14 protein-coding genes are annotated in these 17,750 nt (G+C 64.2%); 13 read left to right on the top strand and 1 reads right to left on the bottom strand.

Annotation, left to right across the window (positions count from 1 at the left end; genetic code table 11):
* Positions 1-24 precede the first annotated feature (24 nt).
* The 13 genes from QQL85_RS01095 to QQL85_RS01035 all read left to right on the top strand — a co-directional run bounded on the left by QQL85_RS01095 (position 25) and on the right by QQL85_RS01035 (position 17,201).
* Entirely contained in the window at positions 25-1,461 is a 1,437-nt protein-coding gene (locus QQL85_RS01095; RefSeq protein ID WP_284356215.1) for a TolC family outer membrane protein, read from the top strand.
* Positions 1,458-3,626, top strand: a complete 2,169-nt coding sequence (locus QQL85_RS01090) for a type I secretion system permease/ATPase (protein WP_284356216.1) — start codon at positions 1,458-1,460, stop codon at positions 3,624-3,626. Before QQL85_RS01095 ends, QQL85_RS01090 begins: the two co-directional genes overlap by 4 nt.
* A complete protein-coding gene (locus QQL85_RS01085; RefSeq protein WP_284356217.1) occupies positions 3,623-4,807 on the top strand; it encodes an HlyD family type I secretion periplasmic adaptor subunit in 1,185 nt (394 codons plus the stop codon). Before QQL85_RS01090 ends, QQL85_RS01085 begins: the two co-directional genes overlap by 4 nt.
* Before the next feature lie 114 nt (positions 4,808-4,921).
* On the top strand, positions 4,922-5,821 hold the full coding sequence (locus QQL85_RS01080; protein WP_284356218.1) for a chemotaxis protein: 900 nt from the start codon (positions 4,922-4,924) through the stop codon (positions 5,819-5,821).
* A gap of 88 nt (positions 5,822-5,909) precedes the next feature.
* The gene (locus tag QQL85_RS01075) at positions 5,910-6,221 is read left to right on the top strand and encodes a hypothetical protein (RefSeq protein ID WP_284356219.1); all 312 of its coding nucleotides are present in this window, start codon (positions 5,910-5,912) and stop codon (positions 6,219-6,221) included.
* On the top strand, positions 6,218-6,952 hold the full coding sequence (locus QQL85_RS01070) for a YkgJ family cysteine cluster protein (protein ID WP_284356220.1): 735 nt from the start codon (positions 6,218-6,220) through the stop codon (positions 6,950-6,952). Before QQL85_RS01075 ends, QQL85_RS01070 begins: the two co-directional genes overlap by 4 nt.
* A gap of 269 nt (positions 6,953-7,221) precedes the next feature.
* Entirely contained in the window at positions 7,222-8,385 is a 1,164-nt protein-coding gene (locus tag QQL85_RS01065) for an efflux RND transporter periplasmic adaptor subunit (RefSeq protein ID WP_284356221.1), read from the top strand.
* Entirely contained in the window at positions 8,382-11,474 is a 3,093-nt protein-coding gene (locus tag QQL85_RS01060; protein ID WP_284356222.1) for a multidrug efflux RND transporter permease subunit, read from the top strand. Before QQL85_RS01065 ends, QQL85_RS01060 begins: the two co-directional genes overlap by 4 nt.
* Positions 11,475-11,483: 9 nt before the next feature.
* Positions 11,484-12,158 carry a heavy metal response regulator transcription factor gene (locus QQL85_RS01055; RefSeq protein ID WP_012270545.1) on the top strand — a complete coding sequence of 225 codons (675 nt, stop codon included), beginning with the start codon at positions 11,484-11,486 and terminating at the stop codon, positions 12,156-12,158.
* Complete coding sequence (locus tag QQL85_RS01050; RefSeq protein ID WP_284356223.1) at positions 12,133-13,536, top strand: heavy metal sensor histidine kinase; 1,404 nt, start codon at positions 12,133-12,135, stop codon at positions 13,534-13,536. Before QQL85_RS01055 ends, QQL85_RS01050 begins: the two co-directional genes overlap by 26 nt.
* 174 nt (positions 13,537-13,710) lie before the next feature.
* Entirely contained in the window at positions 13,711-13,935 is a 225-nt protein-coding gene (locus tag QQL85_RS01045) for a hypothetical protein (protein ID WP_019099753.1), read from the top strand.
* Positions 13,936-14,140: 205 nt separating this feature from the next.
* The gene (locus QQL85_RS01040) at positions 14,141-15,475 is read left to right on the top strand and encodes an OprD family porin (protein WP_284356224.1); all 1,335 of its coding nucleotides are present in this window, start codon (positions 14,141-14,143) and stop codon (positions 15,473-15,475) included.
* A 235-nt stretch (positions 15,476-15,710) separates the two neighbouring features.
* On the top strand, positions 15,711-17,201 hold the full coding sequence (locus QQL85_RS01035) for a sensor domain-containing diguanylate cyclase (RefSeq protein ID WP_284356225.1): 1,491 nt from the start codon (positions 15,711-15,713) through the stop codon (positions 17,199-17,201).
* Here the strand turns inward: QQL85_RS01035 and QQL85_RS01030 are convergent.
* Positions 17,198-17,674: a ferritin-like domain-containing protein gene (locus tag QQL85_RS01030; RefSeq protein WP_284356226.1), complete on the bottom strand. Its 477-nt coding sequence runs from the start codon at positions 17,672-17,674 to the stop codon at positions 17,198-17,200. The genes QQL85_RS01035 and QQL85_RS01030 overlap by 4 nt on opposite strands.
* Between the last annotated feature and the right edge of the window lie 76 nt (positions 17,675-17,750).

Here is a 17,750-nt window from a genome sequence, read left to right as displayed (position 1 = left end):
GACGACCAGCAGTAAGGGAACTATGTGAAGCGAAGCAGTCCGCTGTCACCGCTGTTGCTGGGCGCCTTCGGGCTCCTGGTGCTGAACTTCCACCCGGCCGCCCAGGCAGCCGACGACATCGACCCACAACTGCGCCAGATCGGGCCATCGCTGCTACGCGATGCGCCCGAAGCGGTGCCCGCCCGCCCTCCTGTCGGCATGGCCCCGGTTGCCAGTGGCGACCGCCTGGGGCTGACTGACGCGGTGCTGCAAGCCGCGCAATGGCATCCCAGCATCGCCGAGGCCATCGGCAACCTGTACAAGCAGGGCGAAGGCATCAACGTCGCCCGCGCAGGGTATTACCCGCAGATTTCCGGCGGTATCCGCACCGGTTATGACACCGGTTATGGCGGCGACCGCAACAGCCAGGCCGTGAACCTGTCGCTTAAACAGATGCTCTACGATTTCGGCAAAGTCGACAACGCCGTCAACGCGGCACAGGCCGCCGCCGCCCGTGCTCAGGCCAACATCCTGCTGGTGGTCGACGACCTGGCCCGCGACACGGCCTACGCCTGGATAGAAACCCGCCGTTACGAGCAATTGATGACCATTGCCCGCGACCAGATTCGCGGGGTCGGCGACATTGCCGGCATGGCCCGCCAGCGCAGCGACATGGGCGCCAGCACCCGTTCCGACGTGGTGCAGGCCGAGTCCCGCGTGGAGAGCGCACGCGCCACGCTGGAGGAATACCAGTCACAATTCGAACGCTGGCGTTCGACCCTGGCGGCACTGATGGGCCGCGTTACCCCACCGGCGCTGACCGAGGAAACACCACCCGAGCTGAACCTGGCCTGCAAACGGCCCTCCCAAGGCGATGACCGCCTGCCCACTGTACTGATGGCCTTGGCCCAGCGCGCCCAAGGACAGGCCGAACTGGCCCAGGCCAAGGCCGAGGCCTACCCGACCCTGTCGTTGCAACCGCAGGTCAACCACTACCTGGACGACGACTACAACCGCGACAACGCGCGCCTGGACCGCACCCAGGCCGGCATCTACCTGAACGTCGAGGTACCCATCTACCAGGGCGGTGCCATCAGCGCCCGCACCCGCGCTGCCGGCCACGCGCTGACTGCCGCCGACTCCGCCGAGGATGCGGCACGCTTGCAGGCCCGTCGCGGCCTGGCCGAGGCCATGGCGCAAACCTCTGGGTTGGGCCGCCGGCTGACATCGCTGGAAGCACGCCAGGTCAGCATTCAGGAGGCGCGCATGCTGTACGGCCGGCAGTATCTGGACCTGGGCACGCGCCCCCTGCTCGACCTGCTCAACGCCGAGCAGGAAATCTACCAGTCACGCTTCGAACTTGCCGGCACCCGTTCCGACCTGCTGCGCCTGGATGTCGACTGCCTGTACAACACCGGCGCCCTGCGCACGGCCTTTGGCCTCGAGGGGCGCAACCTGCAAGGGGTGGAGATCCAGCCATGACCGATTCCATCAATGTGACCCTGCCGAACCAGACGCCCGCTGCGGCCCCCGAAGAGGCTCACCGGCCAGACCTTGGGCCATGGCTGGAGGTGATGCTGCAAGTGGCGCATCACTACCGCCTGGACGTGTCGCCCCAACGCATTCGCCTGGCCGCCGTCGAGGACGCCCGCCCGCTGGACGAAATCCTCCGTCACATGGCACGCCAGGCCGGCCTGGCCCTGCGCTTCGTGCGCTTCGATGCCAAAGGCTTACGGCAATGGCGCACCCCGTTGGTGCTGGAGCTGGACGATGGCCAGCTGGCGGTGGTCGAGTCGGTCACTGAAGAGGACGACCTGGCGGTGGTGTTTGCCGGCGACCAGGGCCTGACCTCACGCCTGCCCCGCGACAGCCTCAAGGGTCGCATCAACCGCGTCGCCCTGCTGCGCCCGGCGCGGCCGCTGCGTGACGTGCGCACCGACGACTACACCGCACCCTACGACCGCCACTGGTTCGCCCGCATTGTGCTGCGCGACCTGCGCCCCTATGGCCAGGTAATGGTCGCTTCGCTGGTGGCCAACGTGCTGGCCCTTGCCGGCGTACTGTTCTCGATGCAGGTGTACGACCGGGTGATCCCGGCCGAATCGCTGCCCACCCTGTATGTGCTGTTTGGCGGCGTGGTGCTGGCGCTGGTGTTCGACTTCAGCATGCGCCTGCTGCGGCTGAAGGTGACCGATCTGCTTGGCAAGCGCGCCGACCTGCGGGTAAGCGACCTGGTCTACGGGCATGCCCTGCGCCTGCGCAATTCGGTGCGGCCCAAGTCCACCGGTTCGTTTATCTCGCAGCTACGCGAACTGGAGTCGATCCGCGACCTGATCACGTCCAGTACCGCAACGGCCTTGGCCGACCTGCCGTTCTTCCTGCTGTTCCTGCTGGTGTTTTGGCTTATTGGCGGTGTGCTGGTGTTCATCCCGCTGGTTGCGCTGCTGGCCATGGTGGTGCCCGGGGTGCTGGCACAACGGCGCCTGGCGCGGCTGGCCAATGCTTCGATGCGCGAGTCGGCGCTGCGCAACGCCATGCTGGTGGAAAGCATCCAGGGCCTGGACGAGATCAAGGCCTTGCAGGCCGAAGCGCGCTTCGAGCGGCAATGGAACCAGTACAACGCCGCCTGCGCCCACACCAACCTGCGCCTGCGCACCCTCACCAACGGCCTGGTGACCTGGACCCAGAACGTGCAGGGCGCGGTGTTTGCCGTGGTCATCGTGGTCGGCGCCCCCATGGTCATCGCCGGCGACCTCACCACGGGTAGCCTGGTGGCGGCGTCGATGCTCTCGTCACGGATGATGGCGCCACTGGCGCAACTGACCCATGTGCTGACCCGCTGGCAGCAGGCCAAGGTGGCCCTGCAAGGGCTGGACAAGCTGATGCAATCCCCGGTTGACCACCCCGAAGGCGAAGCCCGCGTGCACTTGCCAGCCATTCGTGGCGAATACCGCCTGCGCCAGGCCAACTTCCGCTACAGCGAAGAGTCGCCGCCCGTGCTGAACATCGGCCAATTGGACATCCAGCCCGGCGAGCGCATTGCCGTGCTCGGGCGTAACGGCGCCGGCAAGTCGACCCTGCTGCAAGCCTTGGGCGGGGCCATGGACCTGGTGCAAGGCGAGGTCAGCCTGGACGGTATCGCGATGGCCCACCTCGACCCTGCCGACCTGCGCCGTGATGTGGGCGTGCTGGCGCAATACGCGCGCTTGTTCCACGGCACCCTGCGGGAAAACCTCACCCTCGGCGCCGGCCAGGCCAGCGACCAGGAACTGGTGGCCGCACTGGCTGCCACAGGTGCGCTGGACTTCGTCCGCCGCCTGCCCAAGGGCATGGACCACCTGATCCTGGAAGGCGGCCTGGGCTTGTCTGGCGGCCAGCGTCAGGCCCTGGTGCTGTCGCGCCTGCTGGTACGCCAACCGCAAGTGCTGCTGCTGGACGAACCGACCGCATCGCTGGACGACATGACCGAGCGCAAGCTGCTGGATAACCTTGAGCGCTTCTGCCAGGGCCGCACCCTGGTGATCGCCACCCACCGCCTGAGCGTGCTGCAACGGGTCGACCGCATCCTGGTGCTCGACGGCGGGCGCATTGTCATCGATGACACGCGCGATGCCGCGCTGGCCAAACTGCAAGGAGCCCAGGCATGAGCAACCATGAACTCCCGGCTTCCTACCTGGATGGGCAGGACGACCAGGCGGTGTTCCGCGCTGGCCGCATCATCACGATTTGCGCCTTGATGCTGGCCGCGTTCCTGGCCTGGGCCGCCTGGTTCGAGGTGACCGAAGTATCGACCGGCACCGGTAAGGTGATCCCCAGTTCGCGGGAGCAGGTGATCCAGTCGTTCGAGGGCGGCATCGTCGCGCAGATGAGCGTGGCCGAGGGTGATCTGGTCGAGCGCGGCCAGGTGCTGGCCCAGCTCGACCCGACCAAGACCGCCTCCAGTGTCGGCGAGAGCGAAGCCAAGTACCGCGCCGCCAAGGCCAGCCAGGCCCGCTTGCAGGCAGAGGTGACCGGCAAGCCGCTGACCTTCCCGGACAGCCTGCGCGACTCCCCTGAGCTGATCGACGCCGAAACCGCCCTGTACCAGACCCGCCGCCGCGGCCTGGAGCAGACCTTGGCAGGTATCCAGGACTCGTTGCAACTGGTGCGCAGCGAGCTGAAGATCACCGAAAACCTGGCAAAGATGGGCGCTTCCAGTCGGGTCGAAGTGATCCGCCTGAACCGCCAGCGTTCGGAGCTGGAGCTCAAGGCCAACGAAGCCCGCTCCGATTACCTGGTGCGCGCCCGGGAAGAACTGGCCAAGGCCAGTGCCGAGGCCGACAGCCTGTCGGAAGTGGTCCGTGGGCGCAGCGACTCGCTTACCCGCCTGACCTTGCGCTCGCCGGTGCGTGGCATCGTCAAGGACATCGAGGTCAACACCCTGGGCGGCGTGGTACAGCCCGGCGGCCAGGTGATGAAGATCGTGCCGATGGACGAACGCCTGCTGATCGAAACCCGCATCGCCCCACGTGACATTGCCTTCATCCACCCGGACCAGCCGGCCAAGGTCAAGATCAGTGCCTATGACTATTCGGTGTATGGCGGGCTGGACGGCAAGGTGGTGGGGATTTCGCCGGACACCTTGCAGGATGAAGTGAAGCCGGAAATCTACTACTACCGGGTGTTCATCCGTACCGAGCAGGACAGCTTGCAGAACAAGGCTGGCAAGCACTTTGCGATCGTGCCGGGGATGATAGCCACGGTGGATATCCGTACCGGGGAAAAGACCATTCTGGATTACCTGATCAAGCCGCTGAACCGAGCAAAGGAGGCGCTGCGGGAACGCTGATCCAGGCCCGTGCCCACAGGACCCCATGCATTCTCGGGTTCTGTGCAAAATGCCTAAAGCCCGACCAGAACAGGCCGATAACCGGTTATCCCCTGTTCTCCACCGAAGGTCACCATGGCCACGCACAATGCCCGCGCGGACTCGCTGTCCCTGCTGCTGTTCACCCTGCGCAGCGGCAAGTTGATGGCAATCAACCTGCTCAAGGTCAGCGAGATCATCCCCTGCCCGCCACTGACCAAGCTGCCCGAAGCGCACCCTAACGTAAAAGGCGTGGCGACCCTGCGCGGCCATTCGCTGTCGGTCATCGACCTGTCCCGCGCCATCGGAGAGCGCCCCCTCGCCGACCCGGACGGCGGCTGCCTGATCGTCACCGAGATCAGCCGCTCGCGCCAGGGCCTGCATGTGCAGGCGGTCAGCCGCATCGTGCATTGCCTGAGCACCGACATCAAACCGCCGCCCTTTGGTTCGGGCAACCGCTCGTTCATCACCGGCGTGACCCGCGTGGACAACGCCTTGGTGCAGGTGCTGGACATCGAGAAAGTCATCCACGCCATCGCCCCACAGGTGGCCGAGCCGCGTCACGGCACCTTGAGTGAAGAAGACGCCAGCCTGCTGGCCGCCGCCAACATCCTGGTGGTGGATGACAGCCAGGTCGCCCTGCAACAGTCGGTACACACCCTGCGCAACCTGGGCATCGACTGCCACACCGCGCGCAGCGCCAAAGACGCCATCAACGTATTGCTGGAACTGCAAGGCACCGCGCAAGAGATCAACATCATCGTCTCCGACATCGAAATGAGCGAGATGGACGGCTACGCCTTCACCCGTACCCTGCGCGAAACCCCCGACTTCCAGCACCTGTATGTGCTGCTGCACACCTCGCTGGACAGTGCCATGAGCAGCGAAAAGGCGACCCAGGCCGGGGCCAACGCCATCCTCACCAAGTTCTCCTCGCCAGAACTGACCGATTGTCTGGTGGTGGCGGCGCGTACCGTGGTGTTCGCCGAGCACTGATATATTCCGAGACAAACTCCCCGGTTTGCCGCCGGGGGTGAGCCGGGCATAATTCGCGCCCCTCGTGAGAAAACTGCCGGAATCGCGTATGAAGTTTTTCAGCTCCATCCTGATCAGCTGCGCCCTCTTCAGCGGTGCTGCCCAGGCCTCCAGCAGCCAGGCCTGGAACGAGCAGCGCCAGCAGATGCTCAAGGCCTGCCTGGCCGCCAGCCAGTTCAAGAACGCCCACGCACGCGGCAAGCCCGCCGAGTTCGATGACCAGGTCGGCATGAGTGCCCTGCTGATCGAAGGCGTCTACCCTCAGAAGCACATGCAGCAACGCACCGGTACCGAGCTGTGCCTGTACGACCGCCAGCACCAGCGTGCCTTTGTCAGCGAATGGAGCCCGGAGGCCAAGTGAGCGACAGCTTGCGATTCGGCTGTACCGGTTGCGGCAAGTGCTGCACCGGGCACCATGTGCCGCTGACCCTTGATGAAGCGCGACGCTGGGCGGACGATGCCGGCCAGGTGGTGGTGCTGATCGAGGCGTTCGTCACCGACGGCCCCGGCATGCCGGCTGATCAGCGCGAGCATGTACTGCGTCGCTCCCATCCCGTGCACTGCGGCGACAGCGAAGCACGCGTGTCGGTGACCTTTGCTGCGTTCAACCCTGGGCGCTGCCGTAACCTCGACGACAACGACCTTTGCACTATCTACGACCAGCGCCCGCTGGTCTGTCGCATCTACCCGGTGGAGATCAACCCACACATTCCGCTGCGTCCGGACAACAAGGACTGCCCGCCGGAAGCCTGGCAGCAGGGGCCGGAACTGATCCACGGTACGCAACTGGTCGATGCCGAACTCGAAGCGCTGGTGCAAGCCTCGCGGCAGGCCGACCGGGATGACATTGCGGCCAAGGTGACGGTGTGCCAGGCGCTGGGCATGACCACCAGTGCGCTCAAGGGTAATGGTTTTACTGCTTACCTGCCGGACATGGGGGCGTTTGCCTCGGCGCTGGCGCAGGTGCCGGGGGATGACGGGGGGCAGTGGACCTTGCATGTGCAGGATGAGGCGCTGGTCGCGAGCTTGCAGGGGCTTGGTTTGCGCACTACCAGCGAAACTCCGGTGTATTACGCGTTCATTGGTTTCTAGACAAGACCTACGCGGTCCCCTTGTAGGAGCGGCCTTGTGTCGCGATCGGGCTGCGAAGCAGCCCCAGGATTTCAGCGTTACCAAATAGATTGCCGGGGCCGCTTCGCGGCCCGATCGCGACACAAGGCCGCTCCTACACGGGATCGCATTCTGCCGTGAGCGAAACTGACACGGCTGTCAGCCAGCGGTCACGCTGCCGACCCGGTTCGGGGGCTATAAGCTGTATACAGACCCTCCTTCCCTCCCCTCTGGCCAAGGTGCCCGCACCGATGCGACGTCCGTCCCGCTCTGTCATCCTCGCCGCCCTGGCGCTGCTCGTCCTGGTGGTTGCGGGCAGCTGGTACAGCCAGCGCCAGCCCGCACCGGTCGCCCGCGCGCAAACCGCCGTGCCGGTTCGCGTGGTCAGCGTCGCCCAGCAAGACGTGCCGCGCTACACCAGTGCCATCGGAACAGTGCTGTCGCTGCACAGCGTCGAGGTGCGGCCACAAGTCGAGGGGGTGCTCACCCAAGTGCTGGTCAAGGAAGGGCAATGGGTCAAGGAAGGCGACCTGCTCGCCACCCTCGACGACCGCAGCATCCGCGCCAGCCTCGACCAGGCCCGTGCCCTGCTCGGCCAGAGCCAGGCGCAGATCCAGGTGGCCGGCGTCGACCTCAAGCGCTACCGCCTGCTCAGCAGCGATGACGGCGTCTCGAAGCAAACCCTCGACCAGCAACAGGCGCTGGTCAACCAGTTGCAGGCCACCGTCAAGGGCAACCAGGCCGCCATCGCCAACGCCGAAGTGCAGCTTTCCTACACGCAAATCCGTTCGCCGGTCACCGGGCGCGTCGGCATTCGCAATGTCGACCCGGGCAACCTGGTACGCACCAGCGACACCCAAGGCCTGTTCAGCGTCACCCAGATCGACCCGATCGCCGTCGAATTCGCCCTGCCACAGCAGATGCTGCCAACCCTGCAAAGCCTGTTGAAGGCACCCACCCCAGCATTGGTGCAGGCATACATGGACGCCGACGGCGAGCGTAGCCTGCTCGGCGAAGGCCACCTGGCGCTGATCGACAACCAGATTTCCGCCACCACCGGCACCGTGAGGGTGAAAGCCGAATTCGACAACAAGGACGGCCATCTGTGGCCGGGCCAGTTGGTCACCCTTCGCCTGCGCACCGCCGTCGAAGAGAACGCCCTGGTGGTGCCGCCGCCCGTGGTGCAACGCGGCGTCGACGGGCACTTCGTCTACCGCCTGGACGGCGACAAGGTCACCAGCGTGCCGGTCAAGGTGCTGTACCAGGACAGTGGGCTGAACATCATTGCCGGGGTCAAACCGGGCGAGCGCCTGGTACTCGATGGCCAGTCAAGGCTCAAACCAGGCTCGCGGGTCGAGGTCACGCCTGATGCGCCCGCGCCGTCGGAAATGGCCGACCGCCGGAGCCAGCCATGAACACGCGCAACGGTGTTTCCGCCTGGTGCATCGACCACCCCATCGCCACCCTGCTGCTGACCTTCGCCCTGGTGCTGCTGGGGGCCATCGCCTTCCCGCGCTTGCCAGTGGCGCCCTTGCCGGAGGCGGACTTCCCGACCATTCAGGTTACTGCCCAGTTGCCCGGCGCCAGCCCGGAAACCATGGCCTCGTCGGTGGCCACGCCGCTGGAGGTGCAGTTCAGCGCCATCCCCGGCATGACCCAGATGACCAGCAGCAGCGCACTGGGTTCGACCACCCTGATCCTGCAGTTCACCCTCGACAAGAACATCGATACCGCCGCCCAGGAAGTGCAGGCAGCAATTAACACCGCCACCGCACGCCTGCCACAAGACCTGCCCAACCCGCCGACCTGGCGCAAGGTCAACCCGGCCGACAGCCCGGTGCTGGTGCTGACAGTCAGTTCCAACCAAATGCCCGGCAATGACCTGAGCGACTACACCGAAACCCTGCTGGCCCGCCAACTGAGCCAGATCGACGGGGTGGGCCTGATCAACATCACCGGCCAGTTGCGTCCGGCAATCCGCGTACAGGCGCAGCCCGAGAAGCTGGCCGCCATCGGCCTGACCCTGGCCGACCTGCGCCAGGCCATCCAGCAGACCAGCCTCAACCTGGCCAAGGGCGCGCTGTACGGCGAGCACAGCGTGTCGACCATCGCCGCCAACGACCAGCTGTTCCACCCCGAGGACTATGCGCAACTGATCGTCTCGTACCGCGACGGCGCCCCCGTGCACCTGAAGGACGTGGCCAAGGTCATCAACGGCGCCGAAAACGCCTACGTCAAAGCCTGGTCCGGCGACCAGCCGGGGCTGAACCTGGTCATCTTCCGCCAGCCCGGCGCCAACATCGTCGATACCGTGGATCGGGTACTGGCCGCCCTGCCCAAGTTGCAAGAGATGCTGCCGGCCTCGGTCGAAGTGTCAGTGCTACAGGACCGCACCCAGACCATCCGCGCCTCGCTGCACGAGGTTGAGCTGACGCTGATGATTGCCGTGGCCCTGGTGATCGGGGTGATGGCGCTGTTCCTGCGCCAGTGGTCGGCGACCATGGTGGTGTCCAGCGTGCTCGGTGTCTCGCTGATCGCCAGCTGCGCGTTGATGTACATCCTCGGATTCAGCCTCAACAACCTCACCCTGGTGGCCATCGTCATCTCCGTGGGCTTCGTGGTCGACGATGCCATCGTGGTGGTGGAAAACATCCACCGCCACCTGGAAGCCGGCGACGACAGCCGCACGGCGGCGCTCAAGGGCGCCGGGGAAATCGGCTTTACCGTGGTGTCGATCAGTTTCTCGCTGATCGCCGCGTTCATTCCACTGCTGTTCATGGGCGGCGTGGTCGGGCGGCTGTTCAAGGAGTTTGCCCTTACCGCCACTGCCACCATCCTGATTTCGGTGGTGGTCTCGTTGACCCTGGCACCCACGCTCTGCGCGCTGTTCATGCGCCGCCCACCCGGTGAGCACAAGGGTGGCTTTGGCGAGCGCCTGGTCAAATGGTACGAAAAGGGCCTGAACCGCGCCCTCGCCCACCAGCGCCTGACCTTGGGTGTATTCGGCGTGACCCTGGCGCTGGCGGTGGCCGGTTATGTGGCCATCCCAAAAGGTTTCTTCCCGCTGCAGGACACCGGTTTCATCTTGGGCACCAGCGAGGCAGCGGCGGATGTGTCGTACCCGTCGATGATCGAAAAGCACCAGGCGCTGGCCAAGATCATCGGGGCAGACCCTGCGGTGCGTGCGTTCTCCCACTCGGTGGGCGTTACCGGCAGCAACCAGACCATCGCCAACGGCCGCTTCTGGATAGCCCTCAAGCCGCGCGGCGAGCGTGACGTGTCGGCCAGCGAGCTGATCGACCGGTTGCGGCCCAAGCTGGCCCAGGTACCGGGCATTGTCCTGTACATGCGTGCAGGCCAGGACATCAACCTCAGCTCCGGCCCCTCCCGCACCCAGTACCAGTATGTGCTCAAGAGCAACGACGGCGAGGCACTGAACCTGTGGACCCAGCGCCTGACCGACCGCCTGCGGGAAAACCCGGCGTTCCGCGACCTGTCCAGCGACCTGCAACTGGGCGCCAGCGTCACCCGCATCGACATCGACCGCCAGGCCGCAGCGCGTTTCGGCCTGACCACCACCGACGTCGACCAGGCCCTGTACGATGCCTTCGGCCAGCGGCAGATCAGCGAATTCCAGACCGACACTAACCAGTACAAGGTGATCCTTGAACTGGATGCCCGCCAGCGCGGCAAGGCCGAGAGCCTGAACTACTTCTACCTGCGCTCGCCGCTGAGCAACGAGATGGTGCCGCTGTCGGCCGTTGCCCATGTGGCGCCGCCTGGTACCGGGCCTCTGTCGATCAGCCACGACGGCCTGTTCCCGGCAGCCAACCTGTCGTTCAACCTGGCCCCCGGCGTGGCCTTGGGTGATGCAGTGAGCATCCTCGACCGCACCCAGCGCGAGCTGGGCATGCCCGACGCCATCAGCGGCAACTTCCAGGGTGCAGCGCAGGCCTTTCAGAGTTCGTTGTCGAGCCAGCCCTGGCTGATCCTGGCGGCGCTGGTGGCGGTGTACATCATCCTCGGCGTGCTGTACGAAAGCTTCGTCCACCCACTGACCATCATCTCCACCCTGCCCTCGGCGGGTTTGGGCGCGCTGATATTGCTGTGGGCCATGGGCCAGGATTTCAGCATCATGGGGCTGATCGGCGTGGTGCTGCTGATCGGTATCGTCAAGAAAAACGGCATCCTGCTGATCGACTTCGCCCTTGAAGCCCAGCGCCATCATGGCCTGACACCGGAGCAGGCGATTCACCAGGCATGCCTGACGCGCTTCCGACCGATCATCATGACTACGTTGGCGGCCTTGCTGGGCGCGGTACCGCTGATGTTCGGCTTTGGTACGGGTGCCGAGCTGCGCCAGCCACTGGGCATTGCTGTGGTGGGTGGCCTGCTGGTGAGCCAGGCCCTGACGCTGTTCACCACCCCGGTCATATACTTGGCCCTGGAGCGCCTGTTCCACCGCCACCAGGCTGCCCGTGCGGCAGCGCCAAGTGCCAGCTAGGACAAGACCATGCGTGTGCTGATCATCGAAGACGAAGAAAAAACCGCCGACTACCTGCATCGCGGCCTGAGCGAACAAGGCTTTACCGTGGACCTGGCGCGGGACGGCATCGATGGCCTGCACCTGGCCCTTGAGGGCGACTACGCGGTGATCGTGCTGGATGTGATGCTGCCCGGCCTGGACGGTTATGGCGTGCTGCGTGCCTTGCGCGCACGCAAGCAAACGCCGGTGATCATGCTGACCGCCCGCGAACGGGTCGAAGACCGCATCCACGGCCTGCGTGAGGGTGCCGACGACTACTTGGGCAAGCCGTTTTCGTTCCTTGAACTGGTCGCCCGCCTACAGGCACTGACCCGCCGCAGCAGCAGCCACGAACCGCTGCAGGTGCAGGTGGCGGACCTGTGGATCGACCTGATGGCGCGCAAGGCCACCCGCGCCGGTCAACGCCTGGACCTGACTGCCAAGGAGTTCTCGCTGCTGAGCGTGCTGGCCCGGCGGCAGGGTGAAATCCTGTCGAAGACGGCGATTGCCGAGCTGGTCTGGGACATCAACTTCGACAGCGATGCCAACGTTGTCGAAGTGGCAATCAAGCGGCTGCGCGCCAAGCTGGACGGGCCCTTCGATAACAAGCTGTTGCACACCATCCGAGGCATGGGCTATGTCCTGGAAAACCGTGCGGGGTAATTCCATCGCCCTGCGCCTGTCGGCGCTGTTCATCCTGGTGGCACTGGGGGTGTTCCTGCTGATCGGCTCGGCACTGTACCGCCAGGTTGATCGCAGCCTCGACCTGCTGCCGCAGGCCGAACTGGATGCACGCTTCAGCGTGCTCGAATCCACCCTCAACCGCTTCGGTACGCCGGATCACTGGGCCAAGATCAACAACAAGCTCAACCTGCTCAGCGAGGAAGACAAGCGCATCCGTTTCTGGGTGGTCAGCAGCAACCCGACCTACGAGTACGGCCACCCTAGCGAGCTGGTACATGCCTTCGCCGAAGGCCCGCAGGGTATGCGCGACCTGCGCCTGCCCGACCGGCCCTACCCTTACAAGGTGCTGGTCAGCGAACTGCCAGCACTGGGCGAACGGCCGCCGCTGCGCTTTCTGATCGGCATCGACACGGAAACCTTCTGGCAGGCCCAGCACAGCCTGCTGGTGGCGATTGTCGGGTTGGCAGTGCTCGGCGTACTGCTGGCCTCCGTGCTGGGATACTGGGTGGCGCGCATCGGCCTTCGCCCATTGCTGGCATTATCCAATGAAGCCCAGTCCCTGGCCCCGCCACGTCTGGATGGGCGCTTGCAAACCCACGCCCTGCCCCCGGAACTGGCGCAGTTTGCCGGCGCCTTCAACGCTGCGCTCGACCGCGTCAGCCAGGCCTACTCGCGCCTGGAAGCCTTCAACGCCGACGTGGCCCACGAACTGCGCTCACCGCTGACCAACCTGATCGGCCAGACCCAAGTGGCGCTGACGCGTGGCCGCAGTGCAGAGCACTACTTCGAAGTGCTGCAATCGAACCTGGAAGAGCTGGAGCGCCTGCGCAGCATCATCAACGATATGCTTTTCCTGGCCAGTGCTGACCAGGGCAGCAAAGCCACGGCCCTGGCCCAGGCCTCGCTGGCCGAGGAAGTGGCGACCACCCTCGATTACCTGGACTACATCCTCGAAGACGCGCAAGTCAGCGTGAACGTGACCGGCGATGCTCAAGCCCCTATCGAAAAGGCCCAACTGCGCCGGGCGCTGATCAACCTGCTGAACAACGCCGTGCAGCACACCGCGCCGCACCAGGTGATTCAGGTGCAGATCGATGCCGGGCCGGAGCAGGTCAGCATCGCCGTGAGCAACCCAGGGCCGGCGATTGACGATGAGCACCTACCGTTGCTGTTCGAACGCTTCTACCGGGTAGACGCGGCGCGCAGCAACAGCGGTGGGGGTAACCATGGGTTGGGGTTGGCCATCGTCAAGGCGATTGCGCTGATGCATGGGGGCGGGGTGTTTGTGCGCAGTGATGCGGGGGCCAATACCTTCGGCATCCAGTTGCCAGCCGCTAGGCCAACGCGGCCCGTATAACCCGCGTAGGCTGTCTAGCATGGGGGTTTTCGCCGAAAGTCCTATTGCTTTTGCTGTGATCGTTACCTTTTGTGCAACAGTGCTTATCGCACTTCGCTCTGTTTCCAGTGCATTGAAAGGACTAACTTTACCCCCGTCCTCATTAGCACTTGCATCGCAAGAAGGTAGTTTCAAATGTCCAACAGTATGGGTATTGCCAGCGTTTTCGTCCTGTCTTCCCTGTTGTTGTCGCCCCTGGCCATGGCCGAAGAATCCAGCGCTTTCGTCACCCGTAATGCTGCGCTCGCCGCCGTCCACCAAGAGGCCCGCGACGCGGTAGCTGCAAACAAGTCTGACGCCGCCAAAGACGCAAAACAGACCGCTTCCAAAGTTTCTGTCGATGCCAATGCCGACAGCTGATCAAGCGCTGTTGCTGCTCCCGATTTCCCTTGGCTACGCCATGGGCACCACCGGTGCCGATATGTTAGCCTTTTAAAGCCGCTGCCAATCAGCGGCTTTTTTTATGTGCTTTAACGCTCAGCCCGGCTGTAACGTCTACCTATAAAAAAGACGCACATTCAAAAATAACAACTGCCCCACCGTCATACCAAAGGAGCTAGTACCGGTGCCTTCCGCGTTTCGTTTTACCCCGCTGTTCATTGCGTTGACTGCAACGATCCCTTTCGCCGCCCAGGCAGATGAAGACAAGGCTGATGGCTTCATCGAAGGGTCGTCCTTCAACCTGCATTTCCGAAATGCCTACTTCAACCGCGACAACCACAACGCCGGCGTGCGTGACACCCGCGAATGGGGCCAGGGCGCGGTTGCGCGCTTCGAGTCGGGCTACACCCCGGGTGTGGTCGGCTTTGGCCTGGATGCCCATGCCATGCTGGGCCTCAAGCTCGATGGCGGTGGCGGCCATGCCGGCACCAGCATCCTGCCCGAGCACATCAAGGACGACGGCGAACTGGGCGCTGCCCCGCATTCGTTCTCCACAGCGGGCGCCGCAGTCAAGCTGAAAGCATTCGACACCGAGCTGAAAGCCGGTGACCTGTTCCTCACCAACCCGGTGATCGCTGGCGGCGAAACCCGCATGCTGCCGCAGACCTTCCGCGGTGTGAGCCTGACCAACACCAGCATCGACGGCCTGCTGCTCGAAGGCGGCCAGGTGAGCTTCACCCACCCGTACAACCAGAGCGGCCACCGCCGCATCGACACCTACTACGGTTCGCTGAACGAGCACGACAAGAGCAAGCACCTGAACTGGGCCGGCGCGTCGTGGAGCGGTACCGAGAACATCACCGCCAACCTGTACGCCGCCGAGCTGAAGGACATCTGGAACCAGTACTACGCTGACTTCGACTACACCTATGTGGTCAACGACCTGGTCAGCCTGAACCCGGGCGTGCACTTCTACCACACCCAGGACACCGGCCAGGCCCTGCTGGGCAAGATCGACAACAACACCTACAGCGTGCACTTCACCGTCAACGCCGGGTTCCACAGCGTCACCGCCGCCTACCAGCGGGTCAATGGCAACACGCCGTTCGACTACATCAACCTGGGCGACAGCGTGTACCTGGACAACTCGCGCATGTACTCGGACTTCAACGCGCCGAACGAGCGTTCGTGGAAGTTGCAGTACAACTATGACTTCGCCGGTGTGGGCGTGCCTGGCCTGAGCACTTCGCTGTCGTACTCGCGCGGTGAGGCTGACCTGACCAAAGCCGTCAAGGACACCACCCACTACGACTACTACCGTGAAGATGGCAAGAACGCCATGCACTGGGAACGTGACCTGGACGTGAAGTATGTGTTCCAGGAGGGTGACCTGAAAGACCTGTCGGTGCTGGTGCGCTATGCCACCCACCGTGGTAGCCAGGGTTATGCGTCGATCGACAGCAACAGCGACAACGATGAAGTGCGGGTGATCGTGGATTATCCGCTGAACGTGTTCTGATCCCGTTTTTTAGGCTTCACACATAACCCCTGTGGGAGCGGGTTTACCCGCGAAGAAGGCACCGCGGTGTTGGGCACCGGCTTCGCCGGTGTTCGCGGGTGAACCCGCTCCCACAGGGTCTGGTGTGAATCTGAAATACAGCACACCGTGATTCCGTCGGACAAATCTTGTCCGACAATCCGCGCTTCCCTAGAATGTCGCCGCCGCGAATGGCCCTGCCCACGCAGTAGCGAGCATGCCCACCCGATTATCGCGTTTCGCATTCCTCAGGTCGCACCCCGAGCTGACCCTCAATCTGGGCAGCTGCCTTGCCGTGCTCGCCATCGTCGCCATCGTCAGCTACTTGCTGGCGCGTGAACGCGACAGCGTAGAGCTGTCGGCCATTCGCTCGTCCAACAACATCGTCCAGTTGATCGAAAGCGATATCCTGCGCAACGCTGAACTCTACGATCAGTCCCTGCAGGGCCTGATCTGGGCCGTTGGGCGCAAGGAGCTGCCGGAAATCCCCGGCCCGCTGCGCCAGCGCCTGCTGTTCAACGAGGCCTTCGTCGACCGCAAGCGCGGTGATGTGCTGTGGCTGGACAAGCAAGGCAATGTGGTGGGCGACTCCACCAACAGCGTGCCGCGCAAGGCCAACTTCGGCGATACCGGGGTGTTCAAGGCGCATCAGAACAACGCCAACCTCGGCCTGTTGGTGGGCCCACCGTTCAAGGCCAAACTTGGCGACCTGGACTGGTGTATCAGTTTCAGCCGGCGTATCTCTGGCCCCAATGGCGAATTCGCCGGGCTGGCGGCAGGGGCACTGCGCCTGTCGTACTTCAGCGAGCTGTTCCAGCGCCTGGACATTGGCGACGACAGCAGCATTAACCTGTTCAATACCGACGGACAGCTACTCGCCCGCCAGCCTTCGCGCCCCCAAGACCCGCTGATCGGCACCAACTATGCCGCCCGCCCCAACTTCCAGCGCATTCTCAACGAGCAAAGCGGCAACTTCACTGCCCGCTCTGGCACCGACGGTAGCCCGCGCATGTACACCTTCGCCCGGGTCGCGCAGCTGCCATTGATCGTACTGGTGGTGCATTCGGCCGACGAAGTGTTCCAGTCGTGGCGGCGCACCGCGATTCTGGTCAGCGTCGCCACTGGCGTGCTGTGCGTGGGCATTCTCTGGCTAACCCTGCTGCTGGGCCGCGAACTGCGCCGCCGCCAGGAAGCCGAGCAAGGCCTGGCGACGTTGGCCGCCACTGACAGCCTGACCGGCCTGGCCAACCGCCGCCGCCTGGACCAGGTGCTACGCCAGGAGTGGGCTCGTGCACAGCGCAATCGCAAGCCGCTGGCGGTGCTGATGGTGGACGTGGACCATTTCAAGGCGTTCAACCAGCGCCATGGCCATGCAGGTGGCGACCATGCCCTGCGCGAAGTGGCCAAAACCATCGAGGCATGCATCCGACGTCCGGCTGACTTGGCTGCACGTTACGGTGGGGAGGAATTTCAGGTGGTGCTACCCGAAACCGACTTGGCTGGCGCACGGCTGTTGGCCGAGCGCATTCGTGCCAGTGTCGAGGCGTTGGCACCGTTTGCCGATGATGCCCACGCCGTTACGGTGAGCATCGGTATCGGCCTGTCCGGCACCCAACACGACCTGGCCAGGGTGCTGGGTGCCGCGGACGAAGCGCTCTACCAGGCCAAAGCCAAGGGCCGCAACCGGGTAGAGGGGCCTGGCGCCTAGGCGCGAGCGCGGGCGGCGTTGCGCAAGGCCTTGACCTGGTCATGGTTGCGCTGCACGCCTTGTAGCTGCTTTTCCACCAGGCTGTAGGTCATGTCGCTGGCAGTGCGGCCCAGTTTCACCAGTTTCTCGCGGGCCTCCTTGTAGGCTTTAAGCGCATGGTCTTCGCCACGCTCCACCTCGTTGAGCACCGCTTCTTCATCTTTGCCGGTGACCATCGACTTCAGGTTGACCCAGCCACGGTGCAGGTCGCCGCTGATGCTGGTGGAGGTTTCCGGGTCGCCGCCCAGACGGCGAACTTCGCTCTGCAGTTCGCCTGCGGCGTTGGCGCACTCGCCAGCGCGCTGAACGAAGAACGCTTTCAACTCAGGGTTCTTCACATCATCGGCCGAAGTCTTGAAGCCCTTCTCGCCATCCTTGCTGTACTCGATCAGGTCGTTGAGCACATCGATCACGTCTTTGTTGGGGTTGCTCATGGTACGAACTCCTTGGCAGGTGATAGTCATCTGTAAGGGAGCAGTGTTCGTGCCAAGCCATTGAATAAAAATAAAT

Source organism: Pseudomonas putida (assembly GCF_030159595.1).
GTDB classification, from domain to species: domain Bacteria; phylum Pseudomonadota; class Gammaproteobacteria; order Pseudomonadales; family Pseudomonadaceae; genus Aquipseudomonas; species Aquipseudomonas putida_AC.
Note: the sequence above shows the minus strand (reverse complement) of the source record. Positions and strands in the feature narration are given on the sequence as shown.

Excerpts from the sequence above, each read along its gene's own strand:
- QQL85_RS01090 (WP_284356216.1), top strand. The coding sequence starts at position 1,458 with ATGACCGATTCCATCAATGTGACCCTGCCGAACCAGACGCCCGCTGCG.
- QQL85_RS01035 (WP_284356225.1), top strand. The coding sequence starts at position 15,711 with ATGCCCACCCGATTATCGCGTTTCGCATTCCTCAGGTCGCACCCCGAG.
- QQL85_RS01075 (WP_284356219.1), top strand. The coding sequence starts at position 5,910 with ATGAAGTTTTTCAGCTCCATCCTGATCAGCTGCGCCCTCTTCAGCGGT.
- QQL85_RS01080 (WP_284356218.1), top strand. The coding sequence starts at position 4,922 with ATGGCCACGCACAATGCCCGCGCGGACTCGCTGTCCCTGCTGCTGTTC.
- QQL85_RS01030 (WP_284356226.1), bottom strand. The coding sequence starts at position 17,674 with ATGAGCAACCCCAACAAAGACGTGATCGATGTGCTCAACGACCTGATC.
- QQL85_RS01050 (WP_284356223.1), top strand. The coding sequence starts at position 12,133 with ATGTCCTGGAAAACCGTGCGGGGTAATTCCATCGCCCTGCGCCTGTCG.
- QQL85_RS01065 (WP_284356221.1), top strand. The coding sequence starts at position 7,222 with ATGCGACGTCCGTCCCGCTCTGTCATCCTCGCCGCCCTGGCGCTGCTC.
- QQL85_RS01055 (WP_012270545.1), top strand. The coding sequence starts at position 11,484 with ATGCGTGTGCTGATCATCGAAGACGAAGAAAAAACCGCCGACTACCTG.
- QQL85_RS01085 (WP_284356217.1), top strand. The coding sequence starts at position 3,623 with ATGAGCAACCATGAACTCCCGGCTTCCTACCTGGATGGGCAGGACGAC.
- QQL85_RS01045 (WP_019099753.1), top strand. The coding sequence starts at position 13,711 with ATGTCCAACAGTATGGGTATTGCCAGCGTTTTCGTCCTGTCTTCCCTG.
- QQL85_RS01060 (WP_284356222.1), top strand. The coding sequence starts at position 8,382 with ATGAACACGCGCAACGGTGTTTCCGCCTGGTGCATCGACCACCCCATC.